Below are 12,170 nucleotides of genomic sequence, written 5' to 3' on the forward strand. Positions count from 1 at the left end.
GTTGGGAGGCTGGAACGCGATGGCACCGCTGGACCCGCTGCTGACCTGGCTCGCCGGGCGTGGGCTCGAGATCGCCCTCATCATCCTGGGGTCGGTCCTCCTGGCCCGCTTCGTCGCCTGGGTCGGCGAGAAGATCACCGACCGGATCGACGCACGCGCGACCGGCGGTGACGCCCTGGTGCGCTCCGAGGCCGCCAAGCACCGGCACTCGCTCACCCAGGTGATCACCTGGACGCTCGTCGTGATGGTCTACGCGATCGCCGTCTTCGCCGTCCTGGACCGGGCGGGCATCCCGATCGGCGGGCTGGTGGCCCCCGCGACCGTGCTGGGCGTCGGGCTGGGCTTCGGCGCGCAGCGGATCGTCGGCGACGTGCTGGCGGGTTTCTTCATCATCACCGAGCGGCAGTACGGCTTCGGCGACGTCGTGTCGATCACGGTGACCGGAGGTGGTGATCCCGCCGAGGGCACGATCGAGGACGTCACGCTGCGGGTCACCCGGCTGCGCTCCTCCAACGGCGAGGTCATCACCCTGCCCAACGGGCAGATCGTGAAGGTCGTCAACCTCTCCCGCGACTGGGCGCGCGCCGTCGTCGACGTCCCGGTGCCGACGACGCTGGACGTCAGCCGGGTCAACGACATCCTCCGGGAGGTCGGCGCCGAGGCCTTCCGCGACCAGCGGCTGCGCCCGCTGCTGCTCGACCCGCCCAGCGTGATGGGGGTGGAGACCCTCGACCTCGAGCAGGTCAACGTCCGGGTGGTGGCCCGCACGCTGCCCGGCAAGCAGTTCGAGGTCGGCCGCGACCTGCGCGCCCGCGTCGTCCACGCCTTTCGGCGCGCGGGCCTCAACATGCCGGCGCCCACGGCGGTCTCACCGTCCGGTGACCCCTCGCCGTCCCCGGACGGTGCCCGGTGACCACCCCGGAGACCAACGGCCCCGGCGAGCCGGATCGCGAGCTGTCGGTGAGCACCGCACCGCCGTCCGCGCCGCGCCGCTGGTGGTCCGCGGTGCCGCACCACCTGGGCCGCGCGCGCACCTCGACCGTCGTCCTGGCGCTGCTGTTCGTCGGGCTGTACGCGCTCTACCTCCACGTCCGCCCTCCGGACCCGGCAACGACACCGACCCCCTCCTCGACGGTGCAGACGCCGGCGAGCACCGCCCCGGCGGAGCCGGAGGGGACGACCGAGCCGACGACGGCCCCGTCCACGACCACGGCGCCGTCGCCCACCTCCACCCCCACCTCGCCCGGCGGGACGGTCGAGGAGACCCCTCCGGGGACCACGGCCCCGACACCGACGCCGACGCCGACGCCGACGCCGCAGGTGCCACCGGCGACGACCCGGGCGCCGACCCCCGCGGCGCCGACGGCGACCGGCGCGCCCGGGACCTGACCGCTCAGGGGCGGGTGACCACCGCGATGCCGGGGTCGCGGCCCACCGCGGCCAGCGCTGCGCCGGCCTCGTCGAGGAGGAGCTCGCGGGTGACCAGCGCCCGGGGCCGCAGCCGGCCGCTCGCGATGAGGCCGAGCAGCTCGGGATAGGCGTGCGCGGCCATGCCGTGGCTGCCCAGCACCTGCAGCTCGCGGGCGACGACGAGGTCCATCGGCACCGCGGGGCGGCCCTGCGCCGGCGGCAGCAGCCCGACCTGCACGTGCCGGCCCCGCGGGCGCAGCGCCCGGACCGAGTTCTCGCAGGTCACCGCTGCGCCCAGGGCGTCGAGGGAGACGTGCGCGCCCCCACCGGTGAGCGTCGCGATCGCGCCCGGGACGTCGCCGCCGCCGTCGACCGTGTGCTCGGCGCCGTTGGCCGCGGCGAGCTGCAGGGCTGCCGGTGAGACGTCGACGGCCACCACCCGGGCGCCCGCGGCGACGGCCACCTGCACCGCCGAGAGACCCACCCCGCCGCAGCCGTGCACGGCGACCCACTCGCCGGGCCGGACCCGCGCCACGTGGCTGACCGCGCGGAAGGCGGTCGCGAACCGGCAGCCCAGGCTCGCCGCGGTCACGGCGTCGAGCTCGTCCGGGAGGGCGACCAGGTTGACGTCGGCGGCGTCGAGCGCGACGTACTCGGCCATCGACCCCCAGTGCGTGAACCCGGGCTGGGTCTGCCGGGCGCACACCTGGTGCTCTCCGGCGGCGCACTGCGCACAGCGGCCGCACGCGTTGACGAAGGGGACGGTGACGCGGTCGCCCACGCGCCAGCGCCGCACGTCCGCCCCGACCGCGGCGACGGTGCCGGCCAGCTCGTGCCCGGGCACGTGCGGGAGGACGACGTCCGGGTCGTGCCCCTGCCAGGCGTGCCAGTCGCTGCGGCAGACGCCCGTGGCCTCCACCCGGACGACGACGCCACCGGGCGCCGGGCCCGGCTCGGGGACGTCCAGCACGGTCAGCGGGCCGCCGAAGGCCTCGAACACGAGTGCGCGCACCGAGGCAGCCTCTCCCAGGTCGCTCCCCGGGCTGCAGCCGTGTCCACCGCGTCGGACACCTGTTCCACCGAGGTCGGCGGCCTGCCTAGGATGACCCTGGCTCACGAGAGGCAGTGACAAGCACCTGGCTGGCTGCCCGGCAACCTCTACTCCGTCTGAGGTGCTCCCAGGGGAAGAGCCGGCCGGACGGCGCCCGCCGCCCGGCAAGGACGGAGTCCTCGCGCGCCGCGGGTCCTCCGCGAGCGAGAGGACGCGGCGCATGAGCGACCCCCAGAGCTGGAGCTTCGAGACCCGGCAGATCCACGCCGGCACCAGCCCCGACCCCACGACCGGCGCCCGTGCCCTGCCGATCTACGCGACGACGGCCTACCAGTTCCGGGACACCCAGCACGCCGCCGACCTGTTCGCGCTGGCGGAGCTCGGCAACATCTACACGCGGATCATGAACCCGACGCAGGACGCCCTGGAGCAGCGCGTGGCGTCGCTGGAGGGCGGCGTGGCGGCCCTGGCGGTCGCCAGCGGGCAGGCGGCCGAGACGCTGGCGCTCCTCAACGTCGCCTCGGCCGGGGACCACGTCGTCGCCTCGGCCTCGCTCTACGGCGGCACCTACAACCTGCTCCACCACTCGCTGCCGAAGATGGGCATCACCGTCTCCTTCGTCGAGGACCCCGACGACCCCGGCAACTGGCAGTCGCTCGTGCAGGAGAACACGAAGGCGTTCTTCGCGGAGTCGATCGGCAACCCCAAGGGCGACGTCCTCGACATCGAGACCGTCGCCGGGGTGGCGCACCGCAACGGCGTCCCGCTGATCGTCGACAACACCATCGCCACGCCGTTCCTGGTGCGGCCGCTGGAGTGGGGCGCCGACGTCGTCGTCCATTCGGCCACCAAGTACCTCGGCGGGCACGGAACCGTGATCGCCGGCCTGATCGTCGACGGCGGCGGCTTCGACTGGCGCAGCGGCCGGTTCCCCGGCTTCACCGAGCCCGACCCGACGTACCACGGCGTCGTCTACGCCGACCTGGGCGCGCCGGCCTTCGCGCTCAAGGCGCGGGTGCAGCTGCTGCGCGACCTCGGCCCGGCGATCTCGCCGTTCAACGCCTTCCTCGTCGTGCAGGGCATCGAGACCCTGTCGCTGCGCATGGAGCGGCACGTCGCCAACACCCAGCGGGTGGCCGAGTTCCTCAAGGCGCACGACTCGGTCGACCGGGTGAACTACCCCGGCCTGCCGTCGTCGCCCTGGCACGCCGCCCAGCAGAAGTACGCCCCGCAGGGCGCCGGCGCCGTGCTCACCTTCGAGCTGCACGGCGGCGTCGAGGCCGGCAAGCGGTTCGTGGAGGCCCTGGAACTGCACAGCCACGTGGCCAACATCGGTGACGTGCGCTCCCTGGTGATCCACCCGGCATCGACGACCCACTCGCAGCTCACCCCCGAGGAGCAGCTGACGACCGGCGTCACCCCGGGCCTGGTGCGGCTGGCGGTCGGCCTCGAGGGGATCGAGGACATCCTCGCCGACCTGGAGGCCGGGTTCCGCGCCGCCAAGGGAGCCTGATGGGCGGGTGGGTCGAGGGGGACCCGGCCGGCGACCGGCTCTTCCTCGACCTGCCCGGGCCGTTCGCCCTGGAGCGCGGCGGGACCCTGCCCGGCGTGCGGGTCGCCTACGAGACCTGGGGCGCCCTCGCGCCGGACGGCGGCAACGCCGTCCTCGTCGAGCACGCGCTGACCGGCGACAGCCACGTCGTGGGCCCCTCCGGGCCCGGGCACCCGACGCCCGGCTGGTGGGAGGGCCTGGTCGGCCCCGGACGGCCGCTGGACACCGACCGGTTCTTCGTCGTCTGCGCGAACGTGCTCGGCGGCTGCCAGGGGACGACCGGCCCGTCGTCCTCGGCGCCGGAGGACGGGCCGTGGGGGTCCCGGTTCCCGGGGGTGACGGTCGGCGACCAGGTGCGGGTCGAGGCCGGCCTCGCCGACGCCCTGGGCATCGAGCGGTGGGCCTGCGTCGTGGGCGGGTCGATGGGCGGTATGCGGGCGCTGGAGTGGGCGGTCGCCATGCCCGAGCGCGTCGCCACGCTGTTCTTCCTCGCGTCGGGAGCGGCCGCGACGGCCGACCAGATCGGCACCCAGACGACGCAGCAGACGGCGATCCGGTGCGACCCCCGGTGGCTCGGCGGCGACCACCCGCTCGACGCGCAGCCGGTCGACGGTCTCGGCGTCGCACGGCGGATCGCCCACCTCACCTACCGCAGCGCGTCCGAGCTGGGCGAGCGGTTCGGCTCCGTCCTCCAGGACGACGGCCGCTACGCGGTCGCCTCCTACCTGGACCACCACGCCGACAAGCTGGCCCGCCGGTTCGACGCCGGCAGCTACGTGGTCCTCACCGAGGTCATGAACCACTGGGACGTCGGCCGCGGTCGCGGCGGGGTCCGGGCGGCGCTGGCCCGGGTCACCGCGCGGACCGTCGTCGCCGGGATCGACACCGACCGGCTGTACCCGCTCGCGCTCCAGCAGCAGGTGGCCGAGGCCCTCGGCGTCCCGTTGCGGGTGATCACCTCCCCGTACGGGCACGACGGCTTCCTCGTCGAGGTGGACGCCGTGGGCGCGCTGGTCCGGGACCTCCTGGGGTCGTGACCTGCCCGCGGTGCGCAACCCATCGGCCGGTCGCGCGTTGATCCCTCGCGTGGGGGTCCGGAGCAGGCGGCCGTGGTGGTCCGTCGCCGTCGCAGCCGCGGTGGTCGCGGTGGCCCTGGCCGTCGCCGTGGTCACCGTGGTCGACGGCCCCGAGCGCACCGAGCCCCTCGCGTTCGGCGTCACCACGCCGGGAGGCGCGACGGCCGGCGCGGAACTGGACGCGGTCGAGGCCGCCGTCGGGGAGCGCCCGTCGCTGGTCCTCACCTACGCGGACTTCACCACCCCACCGCCGATCGCCGACCTCGACGCCGTGGCGGCGCGGGGCGCCGTCCCGGTGGTGACCTGGGAGCCCTGGGACTGGAACGCCCCCGACAGCGGGGCGTTCGGCCTGGCCGGCATCGCCGCCGGGGCGCACGACCCGTACCTCCGGCAGTGGGCCGATGCGCTGCGGAACTGGGGCCGGCCGGTGCAGCTGCGCTTCGCCCACGAGCAGAACGGGGACTGGTACCCGTGGGCCGTCGGCGTGTCGGGCACCACGGCGGCCGACCACGTCGCGGCCTTCAGGCACGTCGCGGAGGTGTTCGGCGCCCAGGGAGCGGGCAACGTGCAGTTCGTGTGGAACCCGAACGTGCGGTATCCCGGGTCGTCCCCGATGGCCGAGACCTGGCCCGGCACCCGGTACGTCGACCGCGTCGCCCTCGACGGCTACAACTGGGGCACCAGCGCCCCTGGCCACGGCTGGCAGGAGCCAGAGGAGGTCTTCGGCGAGAGCCTCGAGGAGCTGCGCGAGCTGGCCCCCGGGATCCCGATCACCGTCACCGAGGTCGCCTCCGCCGAGGAGGGCGGGGACAAGGCCGCCTGGGTCACCGACCTCGTCGTCTACCTCGACGAGCAGGCCGACGTCGCGGCGTTCGTGTGGTTCGACCACGACAAGGAGGCCGACTGGCGGATCACCAGCAGCCCGGCCAGCGCAGCGGCGATGCGGGCAGCCCTGGCTGGCCGGCGGCTGGTGACCCGGTGACCGCCGCGCGGGTACCGACGGACGTCCGGGTGCCCGCGTCGGCCGACCTGGCAGAGGCCCGACGTCTGCAGGCGCTGGAGCAGCTGCAGCTGCTCGGCACCGACCGGGAGGAACGCTTCGACCGCATCACCCGGCTGGCACAGCGGGTGTTCGACGTCCCGATCGCGACCATCACGTTGGTGGACGAGGACTCCCTGTGGTTCAAGTCCGCTCAGGGGATGCCCGTCGACCGGGCCGAGCGTCAGGCGTCCTTCTGCGACCGGACGGTCGCCCTCGGGGCGACGCACATCGTGCCCGACGCCCTGGCCGAAGCCCGCTACGCCACCAGCCCCGCGGTGAACGGCCCCCCGCACGTCCGCTTCTACGCCGGCCAGCCCCTCGCGGCACCGGGGGGCCCCACCGTCGGCACGCTGTGCCTGTTCGACGTCCGCCCGCGCACGCTCGACGCAGGGGAGGTCGCACTGCTGCAGGAGCTGGCCCGGTGGACCGAGCAGGAGCTCGCCCACTCCGTCGAGATGGACCGCGCCCGGGAGGTGCAGCAGGCACTGCTCCCGCAGCGACCCCCGGAGCTGCCCGGTTACCGGGTCGCCGGCTCCTGCGAGCCGGCCTTCGCCGTCGGGGGCGACCTGTTCGACCACGACCTCGTCGACGGCGACCTAGTTCTCTCCGTCGCCGACGTGATGGGCAAGGGCGCCGGGGCCGCCATCCTCATGGCCACCGTCCGCGCGGTCCTGCGGACCACGGTGCGGGACTCCGGGCGGGCCCGCGACCGGCGCCGGCCGGAGGGCGACGTCCTCACCGCGACGAACCGGACCCTCCTGCCCGACCTCCAGCGCACCGGTTCCTTCGTGACCGCCTTCCACGCGCGGCTGGAGGCCGCGACGGGACGGGTGCGGTACGGGGACGCCGGCCACGGGCTGTCCCTCGTCCGCCGGGCGGCGGGCGGCGTCGAGCGGCTCGCCGGGGAGGACCTCCCGCTGGGCATCGACGCCGACCAGAGCTGGACCGAGCACGAGGTGGTGCTCGAGCCGGGGGACACCCTCTTCTCCTTCAGCGACGGCCTCTTCGACGTGCTCGGGGGCACGCACGAGGCCCTCGGCGAGGTCGCCCGGCTGCTCGAGGCCCACCCGGAGCCCGACGACCTGCTCCGCGCCGTCCGCGCGCTGGCCTCCGCGGCCGCACCCCTGGACGACATCACGGCGGTCGCCGTCCGACGGGTGCCACGGCCGTGAGCCGCCACCGCCGCACGGCCTGGACCGGGTCGGGCGCCTCCTCCGCCCGTGAGCTGCCCGACCGCGAGACCGCGGCGGCGCTCTCCCCGCGGGTCCCGCTGACCCCCGGCCTGGTGGGGCTGCGGGTGCTGGTCCTGCTCACCGCGGTGCTCGGCCTGAACTACGTGGTCTGGCGGTGGCTCGAGTCGGTCAACTGGTCGGCCTGGTGGATCGCCGTCCCACTGGTCGTCGCCGAGACGTACAGCCTCGTCGACTCGCTGCTGTTCGGCCTGACGATGTGGCGGCTGCGCCGCCGGCGGCCACCCCCACCACCGCCGGAAGGCGCGACGGTCGACGTCTTCATCACCACCTACAACGAGCCCGTCGACCTGGTCATGGCCACGGCGGAGGCGGCACAGCGGATCCGGTACCCGCACCGGACCTGGATCCTCGACGACGGGGCACGCCCCGAGCTCCGGGAGCGCGCCGAGGCCGTCGGCGTCGGTGTGATCACCAGGTCCGGGGAGTGGGCGGGGCGCCAGCGGCACGCGAAGGCCGGGAACCTCAACAACGCCCTCATGACCACCGACGGGGAGTTCGTCCTCATCCTGGACGCCGACCAGGTCCCCGACCCGGCGATCCTCGACCGCACCCTGGGGTACTTCCGCGACCCGCAGATGGCCCTCGTGCAGACGCCGCAGGTGTTCCTCAACGTGCCCGAGGACGACCCGTTCGGCAGCCAGGCACCGCTCTTCTACGGCCCGATCCAGCAGGGCAAGGACGGCTGGAACGCCGCGTTCTTCTGCGGGTCGAACGCGGTGCTGCGCCGCGAGGCCCTCATGCAGCTGGGCGTCTCCCGGTACGTCACCGAGGTGGAGCTGGCGGTGACCCGGACGCTCCGGACGGCCGACCGGGTGCTCGCCCGGGCGCGCAAGGGCCTGGACCCGTCGCAGACCGAGGCGCGCGCCGCCCTGGACGCGGTCGCCGAGGCGGTGGCCCGGAGCCGCGCGGACCTGCGGGCCGGTGCCGCCCTGGCGGACGTGACCTACCGCTTCCAGCAGCAGGTCGACGCGGCGGCCCGCCGGCTGGTCGACGCCGATGTCACCGCGCTGGAGAGCGACCTCGCCGAGATCGCCGCCCTGTCCTCGGAGCTGGACGCCGAGGACGCCGGCCCGGCCGAGCTCGACCGTGCGGCGCTGGCCCGGCTGGCGCACCGCGACTGGTCGCCGCTCGGCGCCGTGGAGACGGTGCGGGCCCTGGTCCGGGCGATCGACGTCGACCGGGACGACGAGGCGCAGCCGCTCATGCCGATGGCCACGATCTCGGTGACGGAGGACATGGCGACCTGCATGCGGCTGCACGCGCTCGGCTGGCGCACCGCCTACCACCACGAGACCCTGGCGCTCGGCCTGGCACCGGAGGACCTCGGCACCATGCTCACCCAGCGGCTGCGGTGGGCGCAGGGCACGGTCCAGGTGATGCTGCGGGAGAACCCGCTGGTGCAGCGCGGGCTGACCCTGGCGCAGCGGCTCATGTACTGGGCCACCATGTGGAGCTACCTGTCCGGCTTCGCGGCGGTCGTGTACTTCGCCGCGCCCGTCGTCTTCCTGATCAGCGGCATCCTGCCGGTGCAGGCGCTGTCGGCGGACTTCTTCCTCCGACTGGTGCCCTTCCTCGCGGTCAACCAGCTGCTCTTCTACGTCATCGGCCGGGGGAAGCGGAGCTGGCGCGGGCAGCAGTACTCGCTCGCACTCTTCCCCGTGTGGATCCGCTCGGTGACCTCCGCGGTGGCCAACGTCGTCTTCGGCCGCAGCCTGGCCTTCGCCGTCACGCCGAAGGAACGGCAGGCGGTGGCGCGGCGTCCGTGGCACCTCGTGCGCCCGCAGCTGGTGGTCATGGCCCTGCTGGTCATCGCCGCGGTGGTCGGCACCGTCCGGATGGGAACCGGGGAGGCGTCAGCACTGGGCACGGCCGTGAACCTGGTGTGGGTCGCCTTCGACCTCGCCGTCCTCAGTGTGATCATCAAGGCCGTCCGCCACCGCGGACCCGAGGTGCAGCCGGCGGAGGTCCCCGCATGACCCAGTTCCAGACCGAGACGACGGACACCGGCATCGGCGTGGTGCGGCCGACGGGTCGGCTGAACATGGTGGCCGCTCCGCGGCTGCGGTCGCTGGTCGCCGAGCTGGTGGCACAGGGGACGGCGCGGATCGTCGTCGACCTCTCGGAGACCGAGTCGATGGACTCCTCGGGGCTGGGAGCGCTCATCGCGGGGCTGAAGACCGCCCGCCAGGCGGGCGGCGACCTGCGCATCGCCGGGGCGGGGCCGCAGGTGGAGGCCGTGCTGGACCTGACCAACCTCCGGCGGGTGCTGCGGCCCCGCCCGGACGTCGCCAGCGCCTTCGCCGGCGACTGACGTGCGCGGCGGCGCGAGTCACCTGCTCCAGGCCACGGCCGGCCCCGAGCTGCTGGAACCGGTGCACGACCTCCTGGCCCGCCTGTGGGCCGACGAACCCGGCGTGGCCGAGCGGGACCGGGTCCGCTTCGAGATCGCGGTGGCCGAGGTGGCGGCCAACATCGCCGAGCACGGCGCCGGCGCCGGCGCCGCGCGCGTCTCCCTGCGGCTGTCCAGCAGCCCCGACCGCATCCAGGCGATCTTCGAGGACGACGGTGCGCCGGTCGAGACGGGGTCGGAGGAGCCGCCCGCCGGTGACGCCGAACGGGGCAGGGGTCTGCTGCTGGCCCGCGCCGCAGTGGACCGGTTCAGCTACCAGCGGGACGGGGCCACCAACCGCTGGGTCCTCGTCCTCGGCGACCACTGACGGTGGGAGGACCCCCCTCCCCACCACTCGCGAGCTCCTGACGGGCCCCTGGAGGGGGCGGGTGGCAGAGGGGCAGGGGTCCTCAGTCCATCGCGTCGCCGGGCGTCTGCCCGGCCGGCGGGAGCGGGGTCCGGACGACCGGGCGCACCTTGCGGGCGCTGTCGAGCCGGTCGGTGTAGCTGGCGGCGTTGCCGCGGATGTGCTGCACGTCGTCGTCCGTGGCCTGCCGGATCACCTTGGCGGGGACACCGGCGACGAGCGAGCCCGGCGGCACCTGCGTGCCCTGGGTGACGACGGCGCCGGCGGCGACGATGCTGCCCGAGCCGATGTGCGCGCCGTTCATGACGACGCTGCCCATGCCGACCAGGACGTCGTCGTCGACGCGGGCGCCGTGCAGGACGACGCGGTGCCCGACGGTCACGCCGCGGCCGACGACGAGCGGGAAGCCTGGATCGGAGTGCAGGGTGCAGCCGTCCTGGATGTTGGAGCCCTCGCCGATCGTGATCACCTCGGCGTCGGCGCGCGCGACCGCGCCGTACCAGATGCTCGACCGCGGACCCATCGTCACGGCGCCGACCACGACGGCCGTGGGCGCGACGAAGGCCTCGCCGTCGATCTGCGGGGAACCGAACGGCAACTCGGCGATGTAGTTCTCGGCCACGGGCGACAGCACAGCACAGGGCCGTCCATGTCGCACCGCGGCCCGGCGCGCCGGCCGACGGGTCAGGCGTCCGGCGTGAACACGTCCTCGATCCGGCAGTCGAACAGGGCGGCGATGCGGAAGGCCAGCGGCAGGCTCGGGTCGAAGCGGCCCTTCTCCAGCGAGATCACCGTCTGCCGGGAGACCCCGAGCTCGTCGGCGAGCCGGCCCTGCGACCAGCCGCGGGCCTGCCGGCGTTCGGCCAGGTCGTTGTGCACCCTCAGGCGGCCCGGCGGCGCAGCACCCTGAACCGCACGGCGAGGTCGGCGAAGCCCAGCAGGATGACGCCGCTGAGCACGACCCCCGCGGACACCTCCAGCCCGGTGACCGCGAGCGCGAAGGCGGCCACCCCGGCCACCGTGCGCAGGTCGAGGAAGGAGGCCGCGGCGCTGCGCTGCCACCAGTCGTGCTCGATGCTCTCCTCCGGGTGGGCCACCGGCGGGGGGCCGGTGGCCGCCGACACGAACAGCAGCCAGCCGAGCCCGTACGCCGGCGCGAGGGTGCAGAGCGCGAAGACGGCGACGTGGACCCAGAACCGGTCGTCGGCGAAGGCGCCCGCCAACAGTCCGATCCCCGTGGCGACCAGCAGACCGGTGAGCACGGCAGCGGCGTGGCGGAGCACCGTGAGCGTCCTCCCGAGGACAAGTGTGCTTGACACGCGACAACTCCACCAGCGCCGCCCCCGGGTGTCAAGCACCCTTGACTCTCCCGGACGACCGCGGCCAGGATGGCCGCCGTGACCGTGCCGACCAACCTCCCGGTCCGGGCCTTCGCCGACCAGGCGGCGCTGGAGGAGTGGCTCGACGCCGAGCACGCGACCGCGCCCGGGCTCTACGTGCGGCTGGCGAAGAAGGGGTCCGGCGTCCCCTCGGTGACCTACGCCGAGCTGGTCGAGTCGGTGCTCTGCTTCGGCTGGATCGACGGGAGGTCGCAGCGCCTGGACGACACGTCCTACCTGCAGCGCATCACCCCGCGCCGGGCGCGCAGCGTCTGGTCGCAGAAGAACGTGGCCGCGGTCGAGTCGCTCACCGCCGCCGGGCGGATGCGCCCGGCCGGGCTGGCCGCGGTGGAGGCGGCGCGGGCCGACGGGCGCTGGGAACGGGCCTACGCGGGCCCGGCCACGGCCACCGTCCCCGACGACCTCGCCGCCGCGCTGGCCGCCGACCCCGCCGCGCAGCAGGCCTTCGCCACCCTCGACGGCCGCAACCGCTACGCCGTCCTGCACCGGGTGGCCACCGCCGCCACGCCGCGGACCCGGGCCCGCCGGATCACCGCCCTCGTCACGATGCTCGCGGAGGGACGTCGTCCCCTCTGATCAGCCGGCCGGCGGACGCCCCGCCCAGGACCGCGCGGGCGTCGGCGAGGCCGA

At 74.7% G+C, this 12,170-nt stretch carries 13 protein-coding genes, 1 pseudogene and 1 riboswitch; of the genes and pseudogenes, 10 read left to right on the plus strand and 4 right to left on the minus strand.

The features are described from left to right. Positions 1 to 19 precede the first annotated feature (19 nt). Positions 20 to 913 carry a mechanosensitive ion channel family protein gene (locus ACWIX3_RS03075; RefSeq protein WP_448610613.1) on the plus strand — a complete coding sequence of 298 codons (894 nt, stop codon included), beginning with the start codon at positions 20 to 22 and terminating at the stop codon, positions 911 to 913. Continuing rightward, positions 910 to 1,389 (plus strand): hypothetical protein, encoded by a 480-nt coding sequence (locus ACWIX3_RS03080; protein WP_448610614.1) that lies wholly within the window; start codon positions 910 to 912, stop codon positions 1,387 to 1,389. Before ACWIX3_RS03075 ends, ACWIX3_RS03080 begins: the two co-directional genes overlap by 4 nt. A gap of 4 nt (positions 1,390 to 1,393) precedes the next feature. Here ACWIX3_RS03080 and ACWIX3_RS03085 read toward each other — a convergent pair whose 3' ends face one another. Beyond that, the gene (locus ACWIX3_RS03085; RefSeq protein WP_448610615.1) at positions 1,394 to 2,422 is read right to left on the minus strand and encodes a zinc-dependent alcohol dehydrogenase family protein; all 1,029 of its coding nucleotides are present in this window, start codon (positions 2,420 to 2,422) and stop codon (positions 1,394 to 1,396) included. 99 nt (positions 2,423 to 2,521) lie between these two features. Beyond that, a riboswitch (SAM riboswitch) is annotated at positions 2,522 to 2,638 on the plus strand. A gap of 40 nt (positions 2,639 to 2,678) precedes the next feature. Between ACWIX3_RS03085 and ACWIX3_RS03090 the strand changes: the two are divergent. From ACWIX3_RS03090 to ACWIX3_RS03120, 7 genes and pseudogenes are all read left to right on the plus strand, one after another. After that, positions 2,679 to 3,974, plus strand: a pseudogene (locus ACWIX3_RS03090) (bifunctional o-acetylhomoserine/o-acetylserine sulfhydrylase); the annotation flags it as partial. After that, positions 3,974 to 5,050 (plus strand): homoserine O-acetyltransferase MetX, encoded by a 1,077-nt coding sequence (gene metX, locus ACWIX3_RS03095; RefSeq protein ID WP_448610616.1) that lies wholly within the window; start codon positions 3,974 to 3,976, stop codon positions 5,048 to 5,050. The pseudogene ACWIX3_RS03090 and the gene metX, both read left to right, overlap by 1 nt. A 109-nt stretch (positions 5,051 to 5,159) precedes the next feature. Then, entirely contained in the window at positions 5,160 to 6,071 is a 912-nt protein-coding gene (locus ACWIX3_RS03100; RefSeq protein WP_448610617.1) for a glycoside hydrolase family 26 protein, read from the plus strand. After that, a complete protein-coding gene (locus ACWIX3_RS03105) occupies positions 6,068 to 7,303 on the plus strand; it encodes a PP2C family protein-serine/threonine phosphatase (protein WP_448610618.1) in 1,236 nt (411 codons plus the stop codon). The genes ACWIX3_RS03100 and ACWIX3_RS03105 overlap by 4 nt, the downstream gene beginning before the upstream one ends. Beyond that, positions 7,300 to 9,360: a glycosyltransferase family 2 protein gene (locus ACWIX3_RS03110; RefSeq protein ID WP_448610619.1), complete on the plus strand. Its 2,061-nt coding sequence runs from the start codon at positions 7,300 to 7,302 to the stop codon at positions 9,358 to 9,360. Before ACWIX3_RS03105 ends, ACWIX3_RS03110 begins: the two co-directional genes overlap by 4 nt. Continuing rightward, positions 9,357 to 9,695: an STAS domain-containing protein gene (locus ACWIX3_RS03115; protein ID WP_448610620.1), complete on the plus strand. Its 339-nt coding sequence runs from the start codon at positions 9,357 to 9,359 to the stop codon at positions 9,693 to 9,695. The genes ACWIX3_RS03110 and ACWIX3_RS03115 overlap by 4 nt, the downstream gene beginning before the upstream one ends. Position 9,696: 1 nt before the next feature. Next, entirely contained in the window at positions 9,697 to 10,101 is a 405-nt protein-coding gene (locus ACWIX3_RS03120) for an ATP-binding protein (protein WP_448610621.1), read from the plus strand. Between the two features lie 82 nt (positions 10,102 to 10,183). Here ACWIX3_RS03120 and ACWIX3_RS03125 read toward each other — a convergent pair whose 3' ends face one another. The 3 genes from ACWIX3_RS03125 to ACWIX3_RS03135 all read right to left on the minus strand — a co-directional run bounded on the left by ACWIX3_RS03125 (position 10,184) and on the right by ACWIX3_RS03135 (position 11,423). Continuing rightward, positions 10,184 to 10,762: a gamma carbonic anhydrase family protein gene (locus ACWIX3_RS03125; RefSeq protein WP_448610622.1), complete on the minus strand. Its 579-nt coding sequence runs from the start codon at positions 10,760 to 10,762 to the stop codon at positions 10,184 to 10,186. Positions 10,763 to 10,824: 62 nt separating this feature from the next. Beyond that, on the minus strand, positions 10,825 to 11,019 hold the full coding sequence (locus ACWIX3_RS03130; RefSeq protein ID WP_448610623.1) for a helix-turn-helix transcriptional regulator: 195 nt from the start codon (positions 11,017 to 11,019) through the stop codon (positions 10,825 to 10,827). A gap of 2 nt (positions 11,020 to 11,021) precedes the next feature. After that, positions 11,022 to 11,423 carry a hypothetical protein gene (locus ACWIX3_RS03135; RefSeq protein ID WP_448610624.1) on the minus strand — a complete coding sequence of 134 codons (402 nt, stop codon included), beginning with the start codon at positions 11,421 to 11,423 and terminating at the stop codon, positions 11,022 to 11,024. A gap of 114 nt (positions 11,424 to 11,537) precedes the next feature. Between ACWIX3_RS03135 and ACWIX3_RS03140 the strand changes: the two genes are divergently transcribed. Next, entirely contained in the window at positions 11,538 to 12,116 is a 579-nt protein-coding gene (locus ACWIX3_RS03140; protein WP_448610625.1) for a YdeI/OmpD-associated family protein, read from the plus strand. The last annotated feature ends 54 nt before the right edge of the window (positions 12,117 to 12,170 follow it).

The organism is Geodermatophilus sp. URMC 60 (assembly GCF_053502585.1).